At 75.1% G+C, this 24,273-nt stretch carries 24 protein-coding genes; 4 read left to right on the top strand and 20 right to left on the bottom strand.

Going from position 1 to position 24,273, the window contains the following annotated elements; translation table 11 throughout:
• Positions 1–31 precede the first annotated feature (31 nt).
• The 10 genes from argJ to HJG43_05070 form a co-directional block, all read right to left on the bottom strand.
• On the bottom strand, positions 32–1,186 hold the full coding sequence (gene argJ, locus HJG43_05115) for a bifunctional glutamate N-acetyltransferase/amino-acid acetyltransferase ArgJ (protein UER54036.1): 1,155 nt from the start codon (positions 1,184–1,186) through the stop codon (positions 32–34).
• Positions 1,183–2,226, bottom strand: coding sequence for an N-acetyl-gamma-glutamyl-phosphate reductase (locus tag HJG43_05110; GenBank protein UER54035.1), 1,044 nt, complete (start codon positions 2,224–2,226; stop codon positions 1,183–1,185). Before HJG43_05110 ends, argJ begins: the two co-directional genes overlap by 4 nt.
• 46 nt (positions 2,227–2,272) lie before the next feature.
• Positions 2,273–3,085 carry an SDR family oxidoreductase gene (locus HJG43_05105; protein ID UER54034.1) on the bottom strand — a complete coding sequence of 271 codons (813 nt, stop codon included), beginning with the start codon at positions 3,083–3,085 and terminating at the stop codon, positions 2,273–2,275.
• A complete protein-coding gene (locus tag HJG43_05100; protein UER55725.1) occupies positions 3,078–5,618 on the bottom strand; it encodes a phenylalanine--tRNA ligase subunit beta in 2,541 nt (846 codons plus the stop codon). Before HJG43_05100 ends, HJG43_05105 begins: the two co-directional genes overlap by 8 nt.
• On the bottom strand, positions 5,615–6,709 hold the full coding sequence (pheS, locus tag HJG43_05095) for a phenylalanine--tRNA ligase subunit alpha (protein UER54033.1): 1,095 nt from the start codon (positions 6,707–6,709) through the stop codon (positions 5,615–5,617). The genes HJG43_05100 and pheS overlap by 4 nt, the downstream gene beginning before the upstream one ends.
• A 21-nt stretch (positions 6,710–6,730) precedes the next feature.
• The gene (locus tag HJG43_05090) at positions 6,731–7,840 is read right to left on the bottom strand and encodes a PAS domain-containing sensor histidine kinase (GenBank protein ID UER55724.1); all 1,110 of its coding nucleotides are present in this window, start codon (positions 7,838–7,840) and stop codon (positions 6,731–6,733) included.
• Complete coding sequence (locus HJG43_05085) at positions 7,837–8,697, bottom strand: RNA methyltransferase (GenBank protein UER54032.1); 861 nt, start codon at positions 8,695–8,697, stop codon at positions 7,837–7,839. Before HJG43_05085 ends, HJG43_05090 begins: the two co-directional genes overlap by 4 nt.
• Before the next feature lie 11 nt (positions 8,698–8,708).
• Positions 8,709–9,083, bottom strand: coding sequence for a 50S ribosomal protein L20 (gene rplT / locus HJG43_05080; GenBank protein UER54031.1), 375 nt, complete (start codon positions 9,081–9,083; stop codon positions 8,709–8,711).
• Between the two features lie 31 nt (positions 9,084–9,114).
• Positions 9,115–9,309: a 50S ribosomal protein L35 gene (rpmI, locus tag HJG43_05075; protein ID UER54030.1), complete on the bottom strand. Its 195-nt coding sequence runs from the start codon at positions 9,307–9,309 to the stop codon at positions 9,115–9,117.
• Between the two features lie 79 nt (positions 9,310–9,388).
• On the bottom strand, positions 9,389–10,003 hold the full coding sequence (locus tag HJG43_05070; protein UER55723.1) for a translation initiation factor IF-3: 615 nt from the start codon (positions 10,001–10,003) through the stop codon (positions 9,389–9,391).
• A 301-nt stretch (positions 10,004–10,304) separates the two neighbouring features.
• On the opposite strand from HJG43_05070, the gene HJG43_05065 reads away from it, so the two are divergent.
• A complete protein-coding gene (locus HJG43_05065; protein UER54029.1) occupies positions 10,305–10,685 on the top strand; it encodes a DUF1844 domain-containing protein in 381 nt (126 codons plus the stop codon).
• Positions 10,686–10,695: 10 nt separating this feature from the next.
• Here the strand turns inward: HJG43_05065 and HJG43_05060 are convergent, their stop codons facing one another.
• The 8 genes from HJG43_05060 to HJG43_05025 form a co-directional block, all read right to left on the bottom strand.
• Positions 10,696–12,012: an MFS transporter gene (locus HJG43_05060; protein ID UER54028.1), complete on the bottom strand. Its 1,317-nt coding sequence runs from the start codon at positions 12,010–12,012 to the stop codon at positions 10,696–10,698.
• 234 nt (positions 12,013–12,246) lie between these two features.
• Positions 12,247–12,957 carry an SseB family protein gene (locus tag HJG43_05055; protein UER54027.1) on the bottom strand — a complete coding sequence of 237 codons (711 nt, stop codon included), beginning with the start codon at positions 12,955–12,957 and terminating at the stop codon, positions 12,247–12,249.
• Positions 12,954–13,688 carry a bifunctional 1-(5-phosphoribosyl)-5-((5-phosphoribosylamino)methylideneamino)imidazole-4-carboxamide isomerase/phosphoribosylanthranilate isomerase PriA gene (gene priA, locus HJG43_05050; GenBank protein UER55722.1) on the bottom strand — a complete coding sequence of 245 codons (735 nt, stop codon included), beginning with the start codon at positions 13,686–13,688 and terminating at the stop codon, positions 12,954–12,956. The genes HJG43_05055 and priA overlap by 4 nt, the downstream gene beginning before the upstream one ends.
• A gap of 103 nt (positions 13,689–13,791) precedes the next feature.
• The gene (locus tag HJG43_05045) at positions 13,792–14,010 is read right to left on the bottom strand and encodes a hypothetical protein (GenBank protein UER54026.1); all 219 of its coding nucleotides are present in this window, start codon (positions 14,008–14,010) and stop codon (positions 13,792–13,794) included.
• A gap of 243 nt (positions 14,011–14,253) precedes the next feature.
• The gene (gene hisH / locus HJG43_05040; protein UER54025.1) at positions 14,254–14,892 is read right to left on the bottom strand and encodes an imidazole glycerol phosphate synthase subunit HisH; all 639 of its coding nucleotides are present in this window, start codon (positions 14,890–14,892) and stop codon (positions 14,254–14,256) included.
• A 20-nt stretch (positions 14,893–14,912) separates the two neighbouring features.
• Positions 14,913–15,572, bottom strand: a complete 660-nt coding sequence (locus tag HJG43_05035; protein ID UER54024.1) for a hypothetical protein — start codon at positions 15,570–15,572, stop codon at positions 14,913–14,915.
• Positions 15,569–16,183 (bottom strand): imidazoleglycerol-phosphate dehydratase HisB, encoded by a 615-nt coding sequence (gene hisB, locus HJG43_05030; GenBank protein UER54023.1) that lies wholly within the window; start codon positions 16,181–16,183, stop codon positions 15,569–15,571. The genes HJG43_05035 and hisB overlap by 4 nt, the downstream gene beginning before the upstream one ends.
• Positions 16,180–17,277 carry a histidinol-phosphate transaminase gene (locus HJG43_05025; GenBank protein UER54022.1) on the bottom strand — a complete coding sequence of 366 codons (1,098 nt, stop codon included), beginning with the start codon at positions 17,275–17,277 and terminating at the stop codon, positions 16,180–16,182. Before HJG43_05025 ends, hisB begins: the two co-directional genes overlap by 4 nt.
• A 120-nt stretch (positions 17,278–17,397) precedes the next feature.
• Between HJG43_05025 and thpR the strand changes: the two genes are divergently transcribed.
• Positions 17,398–17,955, top strand: coding sequence for an RNA 2',3'-cyclic phosphodiesterase (gene thpR / locus HJG43_05020; GenBank protein ID UER55721.1), 558 nt, complete (start codon positions 17,398–17,400; stop codon positions 17,953–17,955).
• Between the two features lie 29 nt (positions 17,956–17,984).
• Here the strand turns inward: thpR and hisD are convergent, their stop codons facing one another.
• Positions 17,985–19,301: a histidinol dehydrogenase gene (gene hisD, locus HJG43_05015; protein UER54021.1), complete on the bottom strand. Its 1,317-nt coding sequence runs from the start codon at positions 19,299–19,301 to the stop codon at positions 17,985–17,987.
• Positions 19,302–19,350: 49 nt separating this feature from the next.
• On the opposite strand from hisD, the gene HJG43_05010 reads away from it, so the two are divergent.
• Positions 19,351–19,995, top strand: a complete 645-nt coding sequence (locus HJG43_05010) for an LON peptidase substrate-binding domain-containing protein (GenBank protein ID UER55720.1) — start codon at positions 19,351–19,353, stop codon at positions 19,993–19,995.
• A gap of 8 nt (positions 19,996–20,003) precedes the next feature.
• Complete coding sequence (gene ybaK / locus HJG43_05005) at positions 20,004–20,513, top strand: Cys-tRNA(Pro) deacylase (GenBank protein ID UER54020.1); 510 nt, start codon at positions 20,004–20,006, stop codon at positions 20,511–20,513.
• Positions 20,514–20,554: 41 nt separating this feature from the next.
• Here ybaK and dnaE read toward each other — a convergent pair whose 3' ends face one another.
• Entirely contained in the window at positions 20,555–24,091 is a 3,537-nt protein-coding gene (dnaE, locus tag HJG43_05000) for a DNA polymerase III subunit alpha (protein UER54019.1), read from the bottom strand.
• Positions 24,092–24,273 lie beyond the last annotated feature (182 nt).

Genomic DNA, 24,273 nt, shown 5'->3' with positions numbered 1-24,273 from the left:
GCCGGTGTCGTCGCTCATCTGGTGTCGTCGCTCATGTGGAGTACGCGCTGTTCTCGTGGACGTAGTCGTGGGTGAGGTCGTTGGTCCACACGGTCGCGGCCTGCTCACCGGCGTGCAGCTCGACGAGGACGTGCACCTCGCGGCCGGACAGGTCGACGAGGTCCCGCGGGTCCCCGATGCCACCACCGCGGCAGACCCGCACCCCGTTGAAGGAGACGTCGACACGGTCGGGGTCGAAGGTTGCGGCGGTGGTCCCGACGGCGGCCAGCACCCGGCCCCAGTTGGGGTCCTCGCCGAAGACGGCGGTCTTGACCAGGTTGCTGCGGGCCACCGCGCGGGCGACCTCGACGGCGTCGTCCTCGGTGGCGGCGCCGCGGACCTCGACCGCGACGTCGTGCCGGGCCCCCTCGGCGTCGGCGACGAGCATCCGCGCCAGCTCCGCGCACACGTCGGTGACCACGTCCTGCAGGACGCCGGCGTCGACGCGGACGCCGGAGGCGCCGGAGGCGAGCAGCAGCACCGTGTCGTTCGTCGACATGCAGCCGTCGGAGTCGACCCGCTCGAACGTCACCCGGGTGGCCGCCCGGAGTGCGGCGTCCAGGTCTGCCGCGTCCACGACGGCGTCGGTGGTCAGGACGACGAGCATCGTCGCCAGTGCCGGGGCGAGCATCCCCGCGCCCTTGGCCATCCCGCCGACGGTCCACCCGTCGGCGAGCTCGCGGACGGTCTCCTTGCGGACGGTGTCGGTGGTGAGGATCGCCTCGGCCGCGGCGGTGCCTCCGTCCGCGGACAGCGCGCCGGCGGCGGCGTCGACGCCGGGCAGCAGCCGGTCCATCGCCAGCCGCTCCCCGATCAGGCCGGTGGAGCACACGGCCACGTCGCCGGCGGACACGCCGAGCACCGCGGCGACCCGCTCGGCGGTGGCGTGGGTGTCCGCGAACCCCTCGGGGCCGGTGCACGCGTTGGCCCCGCCGGAGTTCAGCACGACGGCGTCGCACCGGCCGTCGGCGAGCGCCTGACGCGTCCACAGCACGGGGGCGGCCTGCACCCGGTTGGTGGTCAGCACCACGGCGGCGTCGTGCCGCGGCCCGTCGTTGACGACGAGAGCGAGGTCGGGCCGTCCGCTCGCCTTGAGCCCCGCGGTGACCCCCGCGGCGCGGAAGCCGCGGGCGGCGGTGACGCTCACGGCGCGAGGCCCGTCGTGGTCAGCCCGGCGGCCTCGGGCAGACCGACCGCCAGGTTGAGGCACTGGACCGCGGCCCCCGCGGTGCCCTTGGCGAGGTTGTCCACGGCAGCCACGACGACGACGCGGCCGAGCCGCTCGTCCACCGTCACCTGCAGGTGGACCGTGTTCGCCCCGAGGGTGTCGGCCGTGCGCGGCCAGCGCCCCTCGGGCAGCAGGACGACGAACGGCTCGTCGGCGTAGGCGTCCTGCCAGGCCCGGCGCACCGAGTCGGGGTCGACGCCGGGGCGCAGCCGGGCCGTGCAGGTGGCCAGGATGCCCCGGGGCATCGGGGCGAGCGTGGGGGTGAAGGAGACGCGGACCGGCTCCCCCGCGGCCCGGCCGAGGTTCTGCTCGATCTCCGGCACGTGCCGGTGCACCCCGCCGACCCCGTAGGGCGACATCGAGCCGCCGGCCTCGCTGGCCAGCAGGTGCACCTTGGCGGACCGCCCGGCGCCGGAGGTGCCGGAGGCCGCGACGACGACGACGTCGTCCGGGTCGAGCAGGCCGGCGGCCAGGCCGGGGGCCAGTGCCAGGGACGTCGCGGTCGGGTAGCAGCCGGGGACGGCGACCCGGCGGGCGCCGCGGAGAAGGTCGCGCTGGCGACCGCCGCCGGCCAGCGGGAGCTCGGGCAGCCCGTAGGGCCAGCTGCCGGCGTGGTCGCCCCCGTAGAACTGTGCCCACGCGGCGGCGTCGACCAGCCGGAAGTCGGCGCCGCAGTCGATGACCACGACGTCCTCACCCAGCTCGACGGCCAGCGGTGCGGAGGCGCCGTGCGGCAGGGCGAGGACGACGACGTCGTGCCCGGCCAGGACGTCGGAGGTCGTCGCGTCGAGCGGGCGGTCGGCGAGCGGGACGAGGTGGGGGTGGACCTCCCCGAGCAGCTGGCCGGCCTGGGTGTGCGCGGTGACCGCACCGACCCGCACCTGCGGGTGGCCCAGCAGCAGCCGCAGCACCTCGCCGCCGGCGTAGCCGCTGGCTCCGGCGACTGCGACGCTCACCATGACGCATAACTATACACGACAGAGCATGAGTACTCGGCCTGGCGGGTCACTCGGCCTCCCACGGCAGCAGACCGAGGGTCCGTCCGTGCCCGGGCACGCCGTCCCGGGAACGCCGGCGCAGGTCGTCGAGGTCGTCGGCGCCGGCCCGCAGGTAGCGTCCCGACAGCCCGTCGAGCTCCCCCCGGGCCACGGCGAGGACGAGATCCACGACGTCCTGGGGGTCGGTCCAGTCGGTGCGTCCGGCGTGCACGGCCATGCCCCGGGTCATCGGGGTGTCGACGACACCGGGAGCCAGCTCGACCGCGCGCAGGCCAAGGCCGTACCCGGCCGCGTGCAGGCCCCCGCCGATGCGGAACAGGCCGGTCTTGGCCGCGTTGTACGCCGAGTACACCGTCATGTCGCGGGTGCCGGAGCCGGAGTTCAGGTCGATGACGCGCCCGCCACCGCGCTCGACCATGCCGGGCACCACCGCGCGGACGAGGTGGAACGGGCCGATGAGGTCGGCCTCGACGACGGCGCGCCACTCGGCCGGGTCGGCCTGCCAGATCGGCACCTCGGTGGACTCGATCCGGCCCGCGTTGTTGACGAGCAGGTCGAGCGGCCCCAGCGCGGAGCCGACCTCGTCGACCATCGCCCGGACCTCGTCCCAGTCGGTGACGTCGGCGGTCACGGCGACGCACCGGACCCCGGCCGCCGCGACGTCCGCGCGGACCCGTTCCAGACGGTCGCGGTCCCGGCCGTGCACGGCGACGTCGAGGCCGGCCCGGGCCAGACCGACCGCCAGCACGGACCCGATACCACCGGTGGCGCCGGTGACCAGCGCCGTGCGGGCCGGGGGCGGGTCCCCACGGTCAGGCACCGCGCAGCACCGCCCCGGTCCGCCGGGCCGCCTCCTGCACCGCCGCCGCGCGCACCGCGGCGGCCTCCTGCGCGGTCAGCGTCCGGTCGGGGGCCCGCAGCCGCAGGGCGAACGCCAGCGACCGGTGCCCCGGCGGCACCTGCTCCCCGGTGTAGAGGTCGAACAGCCGGACGTCCTCCAGGAGGTCCCCGGCGCCGTCCCGCAGCGCGGCCAGGACGTCGGCGGCGGGCACGTCGGCCGGGACGACGAGCGCGACGTCCTCCTTGGCCAGCGGGTAGGTGCTCACCGGTCGGGCCTGGACCGGTCCGGGCGCACGCTGCAGGAGAGCGGTCAGGTCGAGCTCGAAGGCGCAGCTGCGGGCCGGCAGCTCCAGGGCCGCGGTCACCTTCGGGTGCAGCTCACCGGCGTGTCCGACGACCTCGCCGTCCGGGGTGAGCAGGGCGGCGCACCGGCCGGGGTGCCAGGGGGCGACCGCCTCGCGGCGGAGGGTCACCGGCACGCCGACGGCGTCCGCGACGGTGCGGGCGGCGTCGATGGCGTCGGTGTGGTCGGCGCGGCGGCCCGGTCCCCACCACCCCGGCAGCACCCGGTGGCCGGCCAGCACCCCGGCGACGTGCAGCGGCTGGTCCGGGACGGCCGCCTCGAGGGCGGCGAGCTCGGCGTCCGACGGGCGCCCGGCGACCCCGGGGCGCGGGGCGACGGCACCGGTCCCCGGCAGGGTGACCGAGCCGACCTCGAACAGGGCGACGTCCGTGCTCCCGCGTCCGACGTTGCGGCGCAGGGTGTCGACGAGCGTGGCGAGCAGGGTGGTGCGCAGCAGCGGCTGCTCCTCCGACAGCGGGTTCGCCAGCCGGACGGCGCGCCGCTGCGGGTCGTCCGCGGGCAGCCCGAGCTCGTCGGCCCGCTCGAGTGAGGTGAACGGGTAGCTGAGCACCTCGGTCAGGCCGGTCTCGGCCAGGGCGCGCCCGACGCTGCGGCGCAGCCGCTGCTCCAGGGTGAGGCCGCCTCCGGCCGGGGCCAGCGGCAGCACCGAGGGGATCTCGGCGTACCCGTCGAGCCGGGCGACCTCCTCGACCAGGTCGGCCGGCTGGCGCAGGTCACCGCGCCAGCTCGGCGGGGTGACGACGAGGTGGTCGCCGTCGGCCGTCACCGTGGCGCCGACCTGGCGCAACAGCTCGACGACCCGCTCGAGCGGGTAGTCCCGGCCGATGAGCCGGCTCGGCTCGTCGGCCCGCATCCGGATCGAGGGTCGGGCCGGCCGCTCGTCGACGTCGGTGACCGCGGGGTCGGCCGTGCCGCCGCCGTGCTCGACGAGGAGCCGGACGGCGAGCTCGGCCGCGACCGGCTGCAGGTCGTCGTCGACGCCGCGCTCGAAGCGGCGGCTGGCCTCGCTGGGCAGCCGGTGCCGGCGCGCCGTGCGCGCGACGGTCGCCGGGTCGAAGTGGGCGGCCTCGATCAGGACGTCGCGGGTGGCCGCGGACACCTCGGTGAGCTCGCCGCCCATCACCCCGGCCATGCCGATGACCCGGGCGCCGGCCTCGCCGTCGGTGATCAGCAGGTCCTCCGGGTGCAGGGCACGCTCGACACCGTCCAGGGTGCGAAGCCGCTCGCCGTCCCGGGCCCGGCGGACGGTGATCTGGCCGTCGAGGGTGGCCAGGTCGTAGGCGTGCAGCGGCTGGCCGAGCAGCAGCATCACGTAGTTCGTCACGTCGACGGCCAGCGAGATCGGGCGCATCCCCGCCTGCTGCAGCCGGCGGCGCATCCAGAACGGGGCGGGTGCGCCGGGGTCGATGCCCCGTACCACCCGGGCGACGAAGCGGTCGCAGCCCGGGACGCCGTGCAGCGGGTCGGCGTCGGCGAGGACGACGGGGTAGCCCCGGTCGGTGGGGTCCGGCACCGGGAGGTCGGCCGGGTCGCGGTAGGCCGTGGTGACGTCGAGCCGGCGGCCGTGGGCGTACTCGCGGGCCACCCCGCGCACCGACAGGCAGTACCCGCGGTCGGGGGTCACGTTGACCTCGACGGTCGTCTGGTCCAGACCGAGCAGGCCGATGGCGTCGTCACCCGGTGCGGCGTCCAAGCCGTACTCGCGCAGCACGATGATCCCGGTGTGGTCCTCGCCGAGGCCCAGCTCCCTGGCCGAGCAGATCATGCCGTCGGAGACGTGCCCGTAGGTGCGCCGGGCGCTGATCGGGAAGGGCCCCGGCAGCACCGCGCCCGGGAGCACGACGACGACCAGGTCGCCGACGGCGAAGTTGTGCGCGCCGCAGACGATGCCGCGTCCGCGACCGGCGGGCCCGTCGGCCGCGTCGTCCCCGACGTCGACCGAGCACCACCGGATCGTCTTGCCGTTCTTCTGCGGCTCCTCGACGTACTCGAGGACCCGGCCGACGACGAGCGGTCCGGTGACGTCACCACCGTGCACGGCCTCCTCCTCCAGGCCGACCCGGACGAGGTCCGCGGCGACGTCGTGCGCGGTCGCCTCGGCAGGGACGTCGACGTGCTCGCGCAGCCACTCCAGCGGGACCCGCATCAGACCTCCATCCCGAACTGGGCGGTGAAGCGGACGTCGCCCTCGACCATGTCCCGCATGTCGGCGACCCCGTGCCGGATCATCAGCGTCCGCTCGATCCCCATGCCGAACGCGAACCCGGAGTAGCGCTCGGGGTCCACCCCGCAGGCGCGCAGCACGTTCGGGTTGACCATCCCGCACCCTCCCCACTCGATCCAGCCGGTGCCCTTGCACGTGCGGCACGACGGCTCGGTGCCGTCGCAGGTGAAGCAGCGCACGTCCATCTCGGCACTCGGCTCGGTGAACGGGAAGAAGCTGGGTCGCAGCCGGGTGGTGATACCCGGCCCGAACACGGACTGGGCGAAGTGGTCGAGGGTGCCCTTGAGGTGGGCCATCGTCAGGCCCTCGTCGACGGCGAGACCCTCGACCTGGTGGAACACCGGGGTGTGCGTGGCGTCGAGCTCGTCGGTGCGGAAGGTGCGCCCCGGCACGGCGACGTAGAGCGGGACGCCGCGCTCCAGCAGGGACCGGGCCTGCACCGGTGAGGTGTGGGTGCGCAGGACGAGACCGGCCTCGGGCGGGTCGACGAAGAAGGTGTCCTGCATCTGGCGGGCCGGGTGGTCGACGCCGAAGTTCAGGGCGTCGAAGTTGAACCACTCCGCCTCCACCTCGGGCCCCTCGGCGATCTCCCACCCCATCGAGGTGAAGAGGTCGGCGACCCGCTCCTGCAGGGTGGTCAGCGGGTGCCGGGCACCGCGCCGGCGCCGGTCGACCGGCAGGGTGACGTCGACGGTCTCCTCGACGAGCACCCGGGCGTCGCGCTCGGCCTCGAGCTCGGCCTGGCGCTGCTGGAGCGCCTGGCGGAGCCGGGCCCGCGCCCCGCCGACCCGCTTGCCGGCCTCGGCGCGGGCCGCCGGGGGCAGCGCGCCGATCTCCCGGTTCGCCAGCGCCAACGGGCTGCGGTCGCCGTCGTGCTCGATCCGGACCGTCTTGAGCCGTTCGAGGGAGTCGGCGGAGGCCACTGCCGCGAGCGCGTCGTGGAGGGCGCGCTCGACCTCCTCGGGCTTCAACGGGGTCACCTCGACCGGGTCGAACTGCTTGTTCGGGGCGGACATGCGGGTCAGTGTCCCAGAGCGTCAGACCTGGCCGGCCGGGGTGCCCCGGGGCAGGGTGACCCGGAACCGGGCGCCCCCGCCGGGTGCCCGGGAGACGGTGACCCGGCCGTCGTGGGCCTCCACCAGCCCCCGGACGAGGTACAGCCCCAGCCCGGTGCCGCCGCGGCGCTCACCGCGCCAGAACTTCGTGAACACGAATCCCAGGTTGTCCTCGGCGATCCCCTCACCCTCGTCGTCCACGCAGACGACGACGCCGTCGCCGTCCGGGTCGGCGGCCAGGGTGAGCGTCACCTGGCCGTCGCCGTGCCGGACGGCGTTGCCGACGAGGTTGGTCAGCACCTGCTCGAGGCGGTCGGGGTCGGCCCACACCTCCGGGACGGGGCCGTCGACGACGACGGCGAACCGGTCGGCGTCCTGTCCCGCGGCGACCATCCGCTCGACCTGGCCGTGCAGTGCCCGCTCGACGTCGACCACCTGCTTGCGCACCGGCAACCGGCCGGCGTCGATCCGGGAGACGTCGAGGAGCTCGGTGATGAGCCGGCCGACGCGGTCGGCGTCCGCCTCGACGGTCTGCAGCATGAGCAGCTTCTGCTCGTCGGTGAACCGGTCCCAGCGCCGCAGCAGGGTCGAGGTGAAGCCCTTGACGCTGGTGAGCGGGGACCGCAGCTCGTGCGCGACCGTGGAGATCAGCCCGGCGTGGTCGTGCTCGGCCCGGCGACGGCCCTCGGTGTCGCGGATCATCAACACGACCCGACGCAGGGTCAGGTCGTCCCCGCGCACGTAGCGGGCGGTGACGAGCACCTCGTCGTGGCCGGGCAGGACGAGCACCCGCTCCCGGTGGCCGGTGCGGGTCCGCAGCCCGCCCCACGGGTCGGTGACCGTCCACCAGCGGCGGCCGCTGGTGTCCTGCAGCGGCAGGACCGTGCGGACGTCGGCGCCCAGGACGTCGGCGGCGCGCAGGCCCGTGATCCGCTCGGCGGCGGCGTTGAGCACGGTGACCCGGGCGTCGGCGTCGGCGACGACGAGCCCGTCGGGCAGCTCGTCGAGGTCACCGAGACCGCCGAGACCGCCGGCGCCCGGGTGTCCGTCCACGCGCCGAGGGTAGCCAGCCGTGGCCGGTGCGGGCGTCAGCGCCGGGGACGGTGGGCCCGCGCCGTGGCGTACAGGCAGACGGCGGCGGCGGTGGCCAGGTTGAGACTCTCGGCCCGGCCGTGGACCGGGACCCGCACGACGGCGTCCGCGAGCGCGCGGTCGCCCGCGGTCAGGCCCCAGGCCTCGTTGCCGAAGAGCCAGGCGACCGGGCCGGTGAGCGGGCCGGTGCCGGCCTCGGCGGCGTCGGCCAGGTCGTCGAGGTCGACGTCGCCGCCGCCGTCCGCGGCCAGCACGGCGCAGCCGGCGTCCCGCAGGGCCGCGACAGCGTCGGCCACCGGCACACCGCTGACGACGTCGAGGTGGAACAGGCTGCCGGCGGTCGCCCGGACCGCCTTGGGGTTGTGGACGTCGACGCTGGAATCGGTGAGCACCACGGCGTCGGCACCCGCGGCGTCGGCGGCGCGCAGCACGGTGCCGGCGTTGCCGGGGTCGCGGACGTGGACGAGGACGGCGACGAGGCGGGGAGGCTGCTCCACGGCGGTGGCCAGTGGCACGTCGACGAGGTCGCAGACGGCGACCAGCCCCTGGGGGGTGCGGGTGTCCGCGAGCTCGGCGAGCACCTGGTCCGTGCAGCGCCGGACCGGGACCCCGGCGGCACCGGCGGCGGCGACGATCCCCGGTTGCCGGGCCTCGCCGTCCGCGGTGACGAACAGCTCGCGGACGGCGCCGGGCCGGCCGGGGGCGTGCCCGGCCACGGCCTCGCGGACCGCCTGCGGGCCCTCGACGAGAAAGGCGCCTGCACGGGAACGTGCCGAGCGCCCGGCCAGCCGCCGGGCCGCCCGCACCCGCTCACTGCGGGGGCTGGCCAGCACCGGCGGGGCCGGGCGCTCGGTCATGCCGGGTGGGCTCAGGCGGCCGAGCCCTGCGCCGGGACGTTGGCCCGGGCGGTCTCGACCAGCGCCGCGAACGCCGCGGCGTCGTTGACGGCGAGCTCGGCGAGCATGCGGCGGTCCACCTCGATGCCGGCGGCCTTGAGGCCCTGGATGAACCGGTTGTACGTCATCCCGTTGGCCCGGGCCGCGGCGTTGATCCGCTGGATCCACAGCCGGCGGAAGTCGCCCTTGCGGGCGCGCCGGTCGCGGTAGCTGTAGACCAGCGAGTGGGTGACCTGCTCCTTGGCCTTGCGGTAGAGCCGCGAGCGCTGCCCGCGGTAGCCGCTGGCGCGCTCGAGCGTCTCCCGGCGCTTCTTCTGGGCGTTGACCGCCCGCTTCACGCGTGCCACGTGAGTACTCCTCGATTGTCGGGGGCTCGGCTCACTTGCCGAGGAGCTTCTTGACCTTCTTGACGTCGGCGGGGGACGTCACGACGTCCTGGGCCAGCCGGCGGGTGCGCGTGGAGGGCTTGCCCTCGAACAGGTGGCGGGCGTTGGCCTGCTCGCGCATGACCTTGCCGTTGCCGGTGAGGCGGAACCGCTTCTTGGCGCCGCTGTGCGTCTTCTGCTTCGGCATGGCTGCCGTCTCTCCTTTGCGTCCCTGCGGACAGGGGTGTCTGGTCCTGGCAGCCGCCAGGACGCTGGTCCTTCGAGGACTACCGCTCGGCGTCCTGCTTCTCGGCGTCCTGCTTCTCGGCGTCCTGCCGCTCGGCGTCCTCGCGCTGCTCACGACGGCGTCGCTGCTCGGCCTTGGCCTCGGCCTTCTTCTTGTGCGGGCCGATGACCATGACCATGTTGCGGCCGTCCTGCTGCGGCGCGGACTCCACCGAGCCGTCCTCGGCGACGTCCGCGGCGAAGCGCTGCAGCAGCCGGAAGCCCATCTCCGGGCGGGACTGCTCCCGGCCCCGGAACATGATCATGACCTTGACCTTGTCGCCGGCGCGCAGGAACTTCTCCGCCATCCCACGCTTGGTCTCGTAGTCGTGCGGGTCGATCTTGAGCCGGAGGCGCACCGTCTTCAGCGCGGTGTTGGCCTGGTTCTTGCGGGCCTCCCGCGCCTTCATGGCGGCCTCGTACTTGTACTTGCCGTAGTCCATGAGCTTGCAGACCGGCGGCTTGGCCTGGGGGGCCACCTCGACGAGGTCGAGGTCCGCCTCCTGCGCCAGGCGCAGGGCGTCCTCGACCCGCACGATGCCGACCTGCTCACCGTTGGGCCCGACCAGGCGCACCTCGGGGACGCGGATCCGGTCGTTGATACGCGGCTCGCTGATGTGCTGCTCCTCGTTCGACGATGTCGGGAGACCACCGCACGCGGGAAAGGCCCCCGCCTGCGAGCGCTGGCGGAGGCCTGCCGGTACCGGTCGGCACCCGGACGAGCCACGCCGCCACGGGCGGCGCCCGCTCGGGCGGGCGGGTCGCCGACGCCGTGCTGGGGCGCCGCGACCGACGGGACCCGACGACCCGGGGGTCGTGCGGGTGGGAGGTCTCTCCGCTTCACGCACCGGCACCGCTCGGCGCTCCCACCAGGAGAGGGCCGGTCGACACCGGTCGGTCGTCTGAGAGGCTACCAGCATGACGAGCGGACCCGACAACCCGGCGGACGCCGACCCCCTCCTGCCCGGCGACCCGCAGGCCGTCCGGGACATCGCCGAGGTCCCCGCGATCGAGGTGATCACGACGACAGCGCTGCACCTGATGAGCGCCGCCGCAGTCAAGTGCGGGCTGTCCGAGGACGAGGCCGACGGGAGGTGGACGGACCTCGACGAGGCGCGCAAGCTCATCACCGCCCTGGCCGGCCTGGTCACCGCGGCGGCGCCGGAGGTGGGCAGCGACCACGCCCGGCTGCTGCGCGAGGGCCTGCGCCAGCTGCAGCTCGCCTTCCGGGAGGCGTCCGTCGTCCCCGACCCGCCGGGGCAGGGGCCCGGGGAGCGGCTGACCGGGCCGGTGTCCTGACCCGGACTGCTCAGGCGGCGAGGGCGTGAGCGGCGCGCCGGCGCCGGCGGGTGCTCTGGGCGCCGAGCGCCCCGAGGGCCATCACCGCCCCCACCACGCCGACGACCGCGAACCCTCCCCACGGCCCGACCGCGTCGACCGCGGTCCCGGCGAGCGGTCCGCCGACCGCGCCGCCGATCGTCATCGCCGACCCGTGCCAGCCCATCGCCTCCCCCCGACGGTGCTCCGGCACGAGCCGCGCGACCATCTCCGCGGTCGAGGAGATCACCGGGGCGTTGAGCATGCCGGCGGGCAGGATCGCCAGCGCGAGGGTCCACGGGGAGTCGGCGAGGCCGATCGGCACCGTGAGGACGGCGAGGGCGAGCAGCAGCCACAGCGGGTGGACGGCGCGGGGCAGGGCGCCGTAGACCAGGGCGCCGAGGATGGATCCCAGGCCCCAGAAGAAGAAGACCAGGCCGCTCATCCCGATGGCGTCGGCCTCGCGAAGCACCGCGACGACACCGATGTCCGTGCCGTACAGGACGACCGTCACGCCGGCCGCGGCGCCGAGCACGGCGAGGATCGCGGGGGTGAGCATCCGCGGGCGGCGCACGCCGCGGCCGCCGCCGGCCCCGTCCGCGGGCCCCGGGACCACGGCGCCGTCCTCGAGCAGTGCGCGCTCGGCGTCCGAGGGTGACACCGGGGCGCTGCGGGAGACGACGTCCGCGGCGTCGACGTCGCGGCCCACCCGGCGTCCGGCGAGCTGCTCGCTGCGGGTCGGCGGGTTCGCCACCACCAGTGCGATCCCGGAGAGCACCATCGTCGCCCCAACGCCGAGGATGGCCGCGGTGGTGGACACCTGGGTGGCGACGAGCACGCCGAGTGCGGGCCCGGCCATGAACGACAGCTCGACGCCGATGGAGTCGACGGCGTACGCCGTGCGCCGCCGGGCCTCCGGCACGACGACGGACAGCGACTGGCGCACGACGGTGAAGATCGGCAGCCCCATGAGCCCCCCGACGAACGCCGCGACGAGCAGGCCCTGGTAGGGCAGGAACGGGATGGCGCTCCACACCACGGCCTCGACCACGATCGACGGGGCCAGGGTGCGGCGCAGGCCGAACCGGTCGAGCAGGCGGCCGCGCCACGGGGAGCCGATCGCCGCGCCGAGGGTCGTCGCGGTGCCCACCAGCCCTGCCTCCAGCCAGCTGCGCCCGAGCGTGCCCTCGACGAACAGCACGAGCACGATGCCCGCGGCGCTCATCGGGATCCGGGCCACGACGCCGAGCAGCAGGAGGTTGCGGGCCCCGCGCAGGCGCAGCAGGGCCCGGTAGGGCGACAGGGACATGGGATGAATGATGGCATCCCCGCCGGGGTGGCCCGACTACGCGGTCACCTGATCGCCACACCGGGAGGAGAACCGGGCCCGGTGACGGGCCGCTTGGGGCCGCGTGGCCGGGTCACTCCTCCCCCCGTGGCGATCACGAAGGTGGCGACTAGGAGGGGGCGATCACGAAGGTGGCGACCAGGAGGTGGCGATCACGAAGGTGGCGACCAGGAGGTGGCGGCCACGAGGGAGCGCTCAGGCGGGGCGCAGCGACAGCTCCACGGAGTCGACCCGCTCGGCCACGACGGGCTCGGCGGCCAGGCGCTGGGAGACCCGGCCGGTGAGCGCGTCGAGCCCGGCCCGGTCCAGGCCGGGCCGCACGGCGAGGACGACGCGGAGCTCGGCCCGCCCGCCGGGCTCGCAGCGCACCGTGGTGACCTCCGGCAGACCGGCCAGCGCCCGGCGGACCGCCTCGGCCACGCCGGGGTCCGCCGGCGACGGGACCCACGGGCGCCCCTGGGCCAGCGCCCAGACGGCCGGCCGCGGGAGCACGACGATGACCGGCCCGGCGACGTCCAGGACGACGACGTCGGCACCCTCCTCGACCGCCGACATCGCCGCCCGGCGCGCCGCCACCGGTACCGGGCGTGCGGCGGCGTCCCACGCGGCCAGGGTCCGCACGCCGGTGAACAGCGGCAACCCCACCCGCCCGTCCCGGCCCCGCACGGTGACCGTCGCCATCTCGGCGGACGTCTCGCCGGGCCGTGCCACCACCGGGACGACGAGCCGCGTGCCGGTGAGGGCCCGGACGACGTCCGCCAGGTCCGCGGTCCCGGCGGCGTACCCGGTGAGCACCCGCTCGAGGGCGGGGTCGGCGGCGCCGTCGTCGCCGGCGAAGGGGGGCGGGGAGAGGGTCCGCCCCTGCCAGGGGACCCCGGCGGAGTCCGCCTGCGGGTCGCCGGTCACGGGCGGCCGGCGACGTCGAGCGCCTCGGGCAGCGTGAACGCGCCGGCGTACAGGGCCTTGCCGACGACGGCGCCCTCGACCCCGAGGGGCACCAGGTCACGCAACGCCCGCAGGTCCTCGAGGGAGGAGATCCCGCCGCTGGCGACGACGGCGGCGTCGGTACGGGCGCACACCGCGCGGAGCAGGTCGGTGTTGGGGCCGCGCAGGGTGCCGTCCTTCGTCACGTCGGTGACGACGTACCGGGCGCAGCCGTCGGCGTCGAGGCGCGCCAGCACCTCCCACAGGTCGCCGCCCTCGCGGGTCCAGCCGCGGGCGGCCAGCGTGGTTCCGCGGACGTCGAGCCCGACGGCGACCGTGTCGCCGTGCTCGGCGATGACCCGGGAGGTCCACGCCGGGTCCTCCAGGGCAGCGGTGCCGAGGTTGACCCGCCGGGCGCCGGTGGCCAGGGCGCGCTGCAGCGACTCGTCGTCCCGGATGCCGCCGGACAGCTCGACGGCGACGTCGAGGCGGCGCACCACGTCGGCGAGCAGGTCGGCGTTGGAGCCCCGCCCGAAGGCCGCGTCGAGGTCGACGAGGTGGATCCACTCGGCGCCGGCGGCCTGCCAGGCCAGGGCCGCCTCCAGGGGGTCGCCGTAGGACGTCTCGCTGCCGGCCTCCCCCTGCACCAGCCGCACGGCCCGGCCGCCGGCGACGTCGACGGCGGGCAGCAGCTGCAGGCGCGGGGCGGGCAGGTCGTCGATCACCGTCACGAGGGTAGTGAGAACCAGACCCGCCACCGCAGGCGGAGGCTCACCCGCAGTCCGCGCGCAGGCGCGCCGGCCCCGAGCGACCGTCTCAGTCGCACCAGATCGGTATGTCGCGCGCCCGGCTCACCGGGTGGACCTCCAGCCCCTCACGCATCAGCACCTCGAGCACGGAACGCTCTGCGGTGAGGATCAGCGAGTCCGCGTACCGAGGCGCTTCGATCACTACCTCTTCCTCCGGTGCCCAGGCTCGTCCGCTGAAGCCCGCCGAGCCCCACCGGTGCACCAGCTCGTCCAGCCGCGCCGTCACGCGAGCGTCGCCCGGACCTACCGTCGCGCACAGGCGGTCCTGGTTCCACGGCGCTGTGGAACACCACGTCCAGGCCGCGTCCTTGAAGTGTCCTAGACCTCGCACGAGGGCTCGACCTGTCGCCGCGTCGACCCAGCCGGCGGCAGCCGAGGGGATCATCCGGGTGTCGTACCCGGGCCTGAGCTCGACGAGCTCCGCCCACGGTGTGCAGCCGTCGACGGCGGAGCAGGAGACGCCCCAGGCTCACCGCAGCGACCGGACCCAGTTCTCCAGCAGGGCGGCCCCGGCGTCCCCGGACTTCTCCGGGTGGAACTGGGTCGCCGACAGGGGGCCGTTCTCCACCGCGGCGACGAACCGTCCGCCGTGCTCCGACCAGCTGACGAGCGGGGCACGCAGTCGGTCGTGACCGGACGGCAGCTCCCAGCGCAGCACGCCGTAGGAGTGCACGAAGTAGAACCGCTCGTCCTCGACCCCGGCGAACAGCGTCGACCCGGCGGGGACCTCGACGGTGTTCCACCCCATGTGCGGGACGACGTCCGCGGGCAGCCGCTCGACCGTGCCCGGCCACTGCCCCAGCCCGGCGGTGCGGTGGCCGTGCTCGACCCCGAGGTCGAACATCACCTGCATCCCCACGCAGATGCCGAGCACCGGGCGCCCGCCCGCCAGCCGGCGGTCGACGACCTCCCCGCCGCGGACGGCGTCCAGACCGGCCATCACGGTGGCGAAGGCCCCGACCCCGGGGACGACGAGGCCGTCGGCCTCCGCCGCCGCGGCCCGGTCGGCGGTCAGCTCGACGTCGGCGCCGACCCGCTCGAGCGCCCGGACGGCGGAGCGGACGTTGCCGGAGCCGTGGTCGAGGACGACGACGCGCGGGCTGGGCATGACGTCAGGGTACGGAAGGGTCAGCCGGCGCCGGGACCGTACCGGCGCCACTGCCGCAGCGCCAGCAGCCCGAGCAGGGCGACCCCGACACCGAGCAGGAGCGCCGAGCCGTCACCAGAGGTGGCGCGCACGGCCTGCACCGTGACGACGACGGCGAGCAGGACGAGCACGACGGTGCCGGCGACCCGGTCCCAGCGGCGAGCGGCGTCCACCCAGCGGGCCTCGGCGCGCGAGCCCGCCACCGCGGCCCGGGCGGCCGCCACCCGGGACATCCCCGCGGTGCTGACCGCCCCGGGGAACGTGGCGGGGTCGGCGCCCAGGACGAGCCGGCTGGCGACGTCCGGCAGACAGGCCAGGGCCCGGCCGCCGGGGGTGGCGCCGGTACGCTGCCCGGCCCGCCACGTGACGGCGTCCACCTGGTCCCCGCGTCGCTCGAACAGGCTCAGCTCCACGTCCCCGAGCACCCGGGAGACCCGGTGAGCGGACTCCTCGGTACCCCCCTGGTGCTCGAGGACCAGGCCGGTCCCGGCGCCGTCCAGCGGGACGGCCGTGGCGGCCACGCGGACCAGGGCGGCGGCCGCGGCCGTCCGCGCGGCGTCCGCGACCGGGACCACGAGCACGCTGCGGACCGGGGTCGCCTCGTCGCCGACGGGGCGGCCGGCCGGCTCGGGCGCGGTCACAGGGCGCCCTTGGTGCTGGGCACGCCGGTCACCCGCGGGTCGACGGCCACCGCGGCGCGCAGCGCGCGGGCCACCGCCTTGAACTGGGCCTCGACGACGTGGTGCGGGTCGCGGCCGGCCAGCACCCGCACGTGCAGGGCGATCGCGGCGTGGTGGGCGAGGGTCTCGAACACGTGCCGGGTCAGCGACCCGGCGTAGGGCACCCCGCCGGCGCCGCCACCGATCAGGGCGTACGGCTGCCCGTCGGGCTCCCCGGTGTGCACGCAGTACGGCCGGCCGGACACGTCGACGACCGCCTGGACGAGGCACTCGTCGAGCGGGACGGTGGCGTCCCCGAAGCGGGCGATGCCCGTCTTGTCGCCGAGCGCCTGGCGCAGGGCCTGGCCGAGCACGATCGCGACGTCCTCGACGGTGTGGTGGGCGTCGACGCCGGTGTCCCCCTCGGCCTCGACGACGAGGTCGATCAGCGAGTGCCGCGACAGCGCGGCCAGCATGTGGTCGTAGAACGGGACGCCGGTGCTCACCCGGCAGGCCCCGGTGCCGTCGAGGTCGAGCTCGACGGCCACCCTCGACTCGCTCGTGGCACGCTCGAGGCGGGCGGTGCGGCTCATCGGGGCTCTCCTCGCTGGTCGGTCAGGGCCGCGGCCAGGGCGTCGAGGAACGCGGTGGTCTCCTCGGGGGTGCCGGCCGTCACCCGCAGATGGTGCCGGATGCCGACGTCCCGGACGAGGACGCCCCGGTCCAGCAGCGCCTGCCAGGTGGCCCGCTCGTCGTCCAGGCCACCGAACAGGACGAAGTTCGCGTCGCTCGGCACCGGGTGCAGGCCGAGGTCGGCGACCGCGCCGACGATCCGGTCCCGCTGGGTCTTCGTCGCCTCGACACTGGCCAGCAGCGTGTCGGCGCGGGCGAGCGCGGCCCGGGCGGCGGCCTGGGTCAGCGAGGAGAGGTGGTAGGGCAGCCGGACCAGCCGCAGCGCGTCGGTGACGGCGGGGTCGGCGGCGAGGTAGCCGACGCGGGCGCCGGCCAGCGCGAACGCCTTGCTCATCGTCCGGGTGACGACGAGCCGGGGGCGGCCGGGCAGCAGCGTGAGTGCGGACGGCGTCCCGGGCCGGGCGTACTCGGCGTAGGCCTCGTCGACGACGAGGACCCCGGACGTCGCGGCGTAGGCGGCCTCGACGACGTCCAGGTGCAGGGCGGTGCCGGTCGGGTTGTTCGGGGAGCACAGGAACACGACGTCCGGGTCGACGGCCCGGACCTGGGCGGCGACGTGCTCGGCGTCCAGGTCGAAGTCCCCCTCGCGCTGCCCGTCGACCCACGCCGTCCCGGTGCCCCGGCTGATGATCGGGTGCATCGAGTACGAGGGCGTGAAGCCCAGCGCGGTGCGCCCCGGGCCGCCGAAGGCCTGCAGCAGGTGCTGGAGCACCTCGTTGGACCCGTTGCCTGCCCACATCTGGTCGGCCGTCAGGCCGTGGCCTAGGTAGGCGGCGAGGTCGCCGCGCAGCGCCGTGAACTCACGGTCGGGGTAGCGGTTGAGGGTGCGCACCTGCCCGGCGAGGGCCTCGACGACGGCCAGCGCGACGTCCTCGGGCAGCTCGTAGGAGCTCTCGTTGGTGTTGAGCCGTACCGGGACGTCGAGCTGTGGGGCGCCGTAGGGCGTGCGGCCGCGCAGGTCCTCACGCAGCGGCAGGTCGTCCAGGGGGCTCACCGGGCAGAGTCTAGGAGGCAGGTGTCTAGGAGGCAGGTGTCTAGGAGGCAGGAGCCCAGGCAGCTCGGCCCGGTCACCACCGGAGATGCTGGGTCCGTGACCGACGTCGAGACGCGGCGGATGTTCGTCGCGGTGGTGCCGCCCGAGCACGTGCTGGCGCACCTGCAGGCCGCCCTCACCCCCCACCGCGACCTGGCCGGCGGCGCCCGCTGGACGCTCGTCGAGCAGTGGCACGTCACGCTCGCGTTCCTGCCGTCGGTCCCGGACCGGGCGGTGCCGCCCCTGGTCGAGCGGCTCCGCCGGGCGGCGACCCGGGGCGGACCCCTGGCGGCCAGGGTCGCCGGCGCCGGCGCGTTCCCGCGACCGGCGCGGGCCACCGTGCTGTGGGCCGGGGTGGCCGGCGACGACGAGACGCTGCGCCGGCTGGCCGCCGGGACGCGGGCGGCGGGACGCCGGGCGGGCGTCGAGGTCGCGGGCGGACCGTTCCGCCCGCACCTCACCGTGGCCCGGCTGCCGCGCCCCGGGGACGCGCGCCGCTGGGCCGACGCGCTGGGCGACTACACCGGACCGGCGTGGACCGCGACCGAGATCACGCTGGTCGCCTCGCGGCTCGGCGCGGGCCCGGGCGGCCGGGCCGTCCACGAGACGCTGCACCGCCTGCCGCTGGGCGGGCGGTAACGGCGGCGGCTCAGCCGTCGAACGGCGGCTCAGCCGTCGAACCGCACCCGGACCGCCGCGCCGTGCGCAGGCAGGTCCTCCGCGTCGGCGAGCGCCACGACGTCGTCGGCGACGTCCTGCAAGGCCTGCGCGGAGTACTCCACGACGTGGATGCCGCGCAGGAACGTCTGGACGCCGAGCCCGCTGGCGTGCCGCGCCGTCCCCCCGGTGGGCAGCACGTGGTTGGAGCCCGCGCAGTAGTCACCGAGGGACACCGGGGCGTGCGGGCCGACGAAGACCGCGCCGGCGTTGCGGACCCGGGCCGCACGGGCGGCGGCGTCGACGGTCTGGATCTCCAGGTGCTCGGCGGCGTAGGCGTCGACGACCTCCATGCCGGCGTCCAGGTCGTCGACGAGCACGACCGCCGACTGGGGTCCGGACAGGGCGGTGCGGATCCGGTCGGTGTGCTTCGTGGCGGCGACCTGCCGCTCGAGCTCGGCGTCGACCGCGTCGGCGAGGCGCTCGGAGTCGGTGACGAGGACGGCGGCCGCCAGGATGTCGTGCTCGGCCTGGCTGACGAGGTCGGCGGCGACGTGGACCGGGTCGGCGGAGTCGTCGGCGAGCACGAGGATCTCGGTCGGGCCGGCCTCGGAGTCGATGCCGACCACCCCCTTGACGACCCGCTTGGCGGCGGCCACCCAGACGTTGCCGGGGCCGGTGACGACGTCGACGGGCTCGCAGCCGGTGCCGTCGTCCTCCGGGGCGCCGTAGGCGAGCATCGCCACGGCCTGCGCGCCGCCGACCGCGTAGACCTCCTGGACGCCGAGCAGGGCGCACGCGGCGAGGATCGTCGGGTGCGGCAGCCCGCCGTGCTCCTTCTGCGGCGGGGAGGCGACGACGAGCTGCTGGACGCCGGCCTCCTGGGCGGGGACCACGTTCATCACCACGCTGCTCGGGTACACCGCCTGGCCGCCGGGGACGTACAGCCCCACCCGCTCGACCGGCACCCACCGCTCGGTGACGGTGCCGCCGGGCACGACCGAGGTCCGCACGTCGGCGCGGCGCTGGTCGCGGTGCACGAGCCGGACCCGGCGAACCGCCTCCTCCAGCGCCGACCGCACCGCGGGGTCGAGGTCCCTGAGCGCGGCGGCGAGGGCGTCGTCGGGCACCCGGAGCCGGTCGAGCCGGACGCCGTCGAAGCGTTCGGTCAGCTCGCGCACCGCGACGGCGCCGCGCTCGCGCACGTCCTCGCAGATCGGCCGGACGGCGGCGACCGCGGCGTCGACGTCGAGGTCGGCCCGGGGGACGACGCCGCGCAGCCGCCGGGACTGCAGCGGCCGGCCTCGCAGGTCCATCCGTCGGATCACCGCACCAGGGTACGGCGGCGCCGCGCCCGCGTACGCTCGGCGGGTGCTGCTGCCGCTGTTCCCCCTCAGCACGGTGCTCGTGCCCGGGCTCGTGCTGCCGCTGCACGTGTTCGAGCCGCGCTACCGGGCGCTGGTCGCGGACCTCACCTCGGAGGGCGACCCGGACGCCGAGCTCGGGGTCGTCGCGATCCGGCAGGGCGTCGAGGTGGGCGGGGACGCGCCGCCGAGCACGTACGAGGTGGGCTGCACCGCCCGGCTGCGGCAGGTGACCGAGCACCCCGACGGCCGGTACGACCTCGTCACCACCGGCACCCGCCGCTTCCGCCTGCTGGGGCTGGCGGACACCGGCACCCCGTACCTGACCGGCCGGGTCGAGCTGCTCGAGGAGCCGGACGGCGATGACGTCGACCTGCCCGACCTGGCCCGGCAGGTCGGGCTGGAGCTGGCCGCCTACCGCCAGGCCGTGGGGCTGGCGCAGAGCGGACTGCCGAGCAGCCCGCGGGTGCTGTCCTACCTCGTCGCAGCGGTCGTGGTGCTCGACCTGGCGGACCGCCAGGGGCTGCTCGAGCAGCCGGACACGGCTCGCCGGCTGCTCGCCGAGCGGAGCCTGCTGCGCCGGGAGCGCCGGCTCGTCGAGGCCCTCGGCGCAGTGCCGGCGCCGCGGCTCACCCAGTCCCCCGCCAGCCCGAGCTGAGGCCGCCGGTGAGCCGCAAGCGGGTGACCCCCGCCGCCACCCCTGCCACCGCCGTCCTGGCCCGGGCCGGCGTCCAGCACACGGTGCGGGCCTACGACCACGACCCGGACGCCGTCGCGGCGGGGCTCTCCTACGGCGAGGAGGCGGCGCGGGCGCTCGGCGTGGAGCCGGCCCGGGTGCTCAAGACCCTGCTGGCCGGCGTCGACGGCCGGCTCGTCGTCGCGGTGCTGCCGGTCGACGCCCGCCTGGACCTCAAGGCGCTGGCCGCGGCCGTCGGCGGCCGGCGCGCGCAGATGGCCGACCCGGTCTCGGCGGAGCGGGCCACCGGGTACGTCGTCGGCGGGATCAGCCCGCTGGGCCAGCGGCGACGCCTGCCCACGGTCCTCGAGCAGGACGCGACCCGCTGGCCGACCGTGCTGGTCAGCGCCGGCCGGCGCGGCCTGGACGTCGAGCTCTCCCCGGTCGATCTCGTCCGGCTCACGGCGGCGGTGACCGCCGCGATCACCACCCGCCGCTGAGACCCGGCCCGTTCAGGCGGGCTCAGCCGGCTCTGGCGGGCTCAGACCAGGCAGCTGGGGCCGAGCAGCGCCTTGAGGTCCCCGAACAGGGCCGGGGAGGGGGTGACCCGCAGCCCGTCGTCGAGCCGCATCAGCGTCGCCCGGCCGGACTGCTCGAGCCGCAGGTGCACCTCGGTGACCCCGGGGTGGGTGGCGAGCACCTCCTTGAGCTGACCGACGACCGGAGGCGTGCAGCGGGTTGCCGGCAGGGCGATGACGACCGGGCCCGCTGAGCCCTGGCTGACGTCGGGCAGGGTCAGCTCGGACGCGTAGACGGTCGGCACGTCGTCCCGCCGGTTGAGCCGCCCCCGGACGACGCACACGGTGTCGGGCTCCAGCACGGTCGACACGGTCGCGTACGTCTGGGGGAAGAACAGCACCTCGATCGCGCCCTCGAGGTCCTCGACGGTGGCGATCGCCCACTGGTTGCCGTTCTTGGTCAGCTTGCGGGTCACCCCGGTGATGAGACCCGCGATGGTGACGGTCGCGCCGTCCGGGCGGGCGTCGTCGGCGAGCAGCGCAGCGATGCTGCAGTCGGCGGACCGGGCCAGGACGTGCTCGACGCCGAGCAGCGGGTGGTCGGAGACGTACAGGCCGAGCATCTCCCGCTCGTAGGCGAGCCGCTCGCGCTTGTCCCAGTCCGGCACGTCCGGCAGGACGATCTGCAGCCCGCCGGGGGCCGCACCGGAGTCGCCGCCCCCGAACAGGTCGTACTGGCCGACCGCCTCGTTGCGCTTGAGGTCGATGACCGCGTCGACGGCGTCCTCGTGGCGCAGGGCCAGCTGGCGCCGGCCGTGCCCGAGGGAGTCGAAGGCCCCGGCCTTGATCAGGGACTCGATCGTCCGCTTGTTGCAGACCACCGCGGGCACCTTCTCCAGGAAGTCCTGGAAGGAGGTGAAGGCGCCCTTCTCCTGGCGTGCGGCGACGATGGCCTCGACGACGTTGAGGCCGACGTTGCGGATGGCGGCCAGGCCGAACCGGATGTCCTCGCCGACGGCCGCGTAGGTGGCCACCGACTCGTTGACGTCCGGCGGCAGCACGGTGATCCCCATCCGCCGGCACTCGTTGAGGTAGAGGGCGGACTTGTCCTTGTCGTCGCGGACGCTGGTCAGCAGCGCGGCCATGTACTCGGCGGGGTAGTTGGCCTTGAGGTAGGCGGTCCAGTACGAGACGAGCCCGTACGCCGCCGAGTGCGCCTTGTTGAAGGCGTAGTCCGAGAAGGGGACGAGGATGTCCCACAGGGTCCGGATCGCGTCGTCGGAGTAGCCGTTGGCGCGCATGCCGTCGCGGAAGCCGACGAACTCGGCGTCGAGCACCTCACGCTTCTTCTTGCCCATCGCCCGGCGCAGCAGGTCCGCCTTGCCCAGGGTGTACCCGGCGAGGCGCTGGGCGATGGCCATCACCTGCTCCTGGTACACGATGAGGCCGTACGTCGTCCCCAGGATGGGCTCCAGGGCCTCGGCCAGCTCGGGGTGCGGGTAGGACACCGGCTGCTGGCCGTTCTTGCGCAACGCGTAGTTGGTGTGCGACCCGGCACCCATCGGTCCCGGCCGGTAGAGCGCGCCGACGGCCGAGATGTCCTCGAAGTTGTCCGGCTTCATCAGCCGCAGCAGCGAACGCATCGGGCCGCCGTCGAACTGGAACACCCCGAGGGTGTCCCCGCGGCCGAGCAGCGCGTACGTCGCGGGGTCGGTCGGGTCCTTGCTCAGCGCGTCGAGGTCGACGTCGACGCCGCGGTTGGCGCGGACGTTCTGCAGGGCGTCGTCGAGGATGGTGAGGTTGCGCAGGCCCAGGAAGTCCATCTTGACCAGGCCCAGCGCCTCGCAGGTCGGGTAGTCGAACTGGGTGATGACCTGGCCGTCCTGCTCCCGGCGCATGATCGGGATGAGGTCGATCAGCGGCTCGCTCGACATGATCACACCAGCGGCGTGCACGCCCCACTGCCGCTTGAGGCCCTCGAGCCCGCGTGCGGTCGCGACCACCTTCTGGACGTCCGGGTCCTGCTCGTGCAGGGCCCGGAACTCCCCCGCCTCGGCGTACCGCTTGTGCTCCGGGTCGAAGATGCCCGACAGCGGGACGTCCTTGCCCATGACGGTGGGCGGCATCGCCTTGGTGAGCCGCTCCCCCATCGAGAACGGGTACCCGAGGACCCGGCTGGCGTCCTTGAGCGCCTGCTTGGCCTTGATCGTCCCGTAGGTGACGATCATGGCGACGCGGTCGTCGCCGTACTTCTCGGTGACGTACCGGATCACCTCTCCCCGGCGGCGCTCGTCGAAGTCGACGTCGAAGTCCGGCATCGACATCCGCTCAGGGTTGAGGAACCGCTCGAAGATCAGCCCGTGCTGCAGCGGGTCGAGGTCCGTGATCCGCATCGCGTAGGCGCACATCGAGCCGGCGCCGGAGCCACGACCGGGCCCGACCCGGATGCCGTGCTCCTTGGCCCAGGTGATGAAGTCGGCGACGACGAGGAAGTACCCGGCGTAGCCCTTGCCGACGATGACCTCGGTCTCGTAGCGCGCCTGCTGGCGCACCCGGTCCGGCACGCCGTCGGGGTAGCGCTCGAGCAGGCCTCTCTCGACCTCCTTGACGAACCAGGACTCCTCGTTCTCCCCCGGCGGGCAGGGGAACCGCGGCATGTAGCGGCCCTCCCCCTCGGTGAAGGAGACCTCGCAGCGCTCCGCGATGAGCAAGGTGTTGTCGCTGGCCTCGGGGATCTCCCGCCACAGGTGGCGCATCTCGGCCGGGGACTTGAGGTAGAAGTCGTCGGCGTCGAACTTGAACCGGTTCGGGTCGGCGAGGGTGGACCCGGACTGCACGCACAGCAGCGCGGCGTGCGCGGTGGCGTCCTCGGCGCGGGTGTAGTGCAGGTCGTTGGTGGCCACGACGGGCAGCGCGAGGTCCTCGGCCAGCCGCAGCAGGTCCTTCTGCACCCGGCGCTCGATGTCGAGCCCGTGGTCCATGAGCTCGACGTAGTAGTTCTCCGCCCCGAAGATGTCGCGGAACTCCGCGGCCGCCGCCACGGCCCGGTCGTACTGGCCGAGGCGGAGCCGGGTCTGCACCTCCCCCGACGGGCAACCGGTCGTGGCGATGAGGCCGTCCGCGTACTGGCTGAGCAGCTCACGGTCCATCCGGGGCTTGTAGAAGTGCCCCTCGAGACTGGCCCTGGAGGCGAGCCGGAACAGGTTGTGCATCCCCGGGGTGGTGCGGGCCAGCAGCGTCATGTGGGTGAACGCCCCGCCGCCGGAGACGTCGTCCCGCCCGCCCTCTGCCCACTTCACCCTGGTCCGGTCGGTCCGGTGGGTGCCCGGCGTCACGTACGCCTCCAGGCCGATGATCGGCTTGACCCCGTACCGCCGGCCGGTCTTCCAGAAGTCGTAGGCGCCGAACACGAAGCCGTGGTCGGTGGTGGCCAGTGCGGGCATCCCCATCCGGGCGGCCTCGGCGAACAGGTCGTCGACCCGGGCCGCACCGTCGAGCATCGAGTACTCGGTGTGCACGTGCAGGTGGACGAACTGGTCACTGGTGCTGCCCGACGGCATGGTGCGTGCGCCTCCTGGTGGGGTCAGGACGTCGACGACCCGGGGAAGGCGGCCGGCCTGCGCTCTCGGGCGCTGACCGGCCTGGTCGTGCGACAGCGAGTCTAGGTTCCGCCAGCGACATCCGGTGACGCCCCTGCGGCAGCCCAGGCCGCTCGGCGTGTCGCCGGAGCCGGACCCGGCCG

It is taken from the genome of Kineosporiaceae bacterium SCSIO 59966, from assembly GCA_020881835.1.
Lineage (GTDB): Bacteria > Actinomycetota > Actinomycetes > Actinomycetales > SCSIO-59966 > SCSIO-59966.
The sequence above is the reverse complement of the archived record's forward strand: the minus strand, read 5'-3'. Positions and strand labels throughout refer to the sequence as shown.

Bases quoted from the DNA above. Each gene is read 5' to 3' on its own strand.
- HJG43_05110 (UER54035.1), bottom strand. From the start codon at position 2,226: ATGGTGAGCGTCGCAGTCGCCGGAGCCAGCGGCTACGCCGGCGGCGAG.
- pheS (UER54033.1), bottom strand. From the start codon at position 6,709: ATGTCCGCCCCGAACAAGCAGTTCGACCCGGTCGAGGTGACCCCGTTG.
- HJG43_05085 (UER54032.1), bottom strand. From the start codon at position 8,697: ATGACCGAGCGCCCGGCCCCGCCGGTGCTGGCCAGCCCCCGCAGTGAG.
- rpmI (UER54030.1), bottom strand. From the start codon at position 9,309: ATGCCGAAGCAGAAGACGCACAGCGGCGCCAAGAAGCGGTTCCGCCTC.
- HJG43_05065 (UER54029.1), top strand. From the start codon at position 10,305: ATGACGAGCGGACCCGACAACCCGGCGGACGCCGACCCCCTCCTGCCC.
- HJG43_05060 (UER54028.1), bottom strand. From the start codon at position 12,012: ATGTCCCTGTCGCCCTACCGGGCCCTGCTGCGCCTGCGCGGGGCCCGC.
- hisH (UER54025.1), bottom strand. From the start codon at position 14,892: ATGCCCAGCCCGCGCGTCGTCGTCCTCGACCACGGCTCCGGCAACGTC.
- hisB (UER54023.1), bottom strand. From the start codon at position 16,183: ATGAGCCGCACCGCCCGCCTCGAGCGTGCCACGAGCGAGTCGAGGGTG.
- thpR (UER55721.1), top strand. From the start codon at position 17,398: ATGTTCGTCGCGGTGGTGCCGCCCGAGCACGTGCTGGCGCACCTGCAG.
- dnaE (UER54019.1), bottom strand. From the start codon at position 24,091: ATGCCGTCGGGCAGCACCAGTGACCAGTTCGTCCACCTGCACGTGCAC.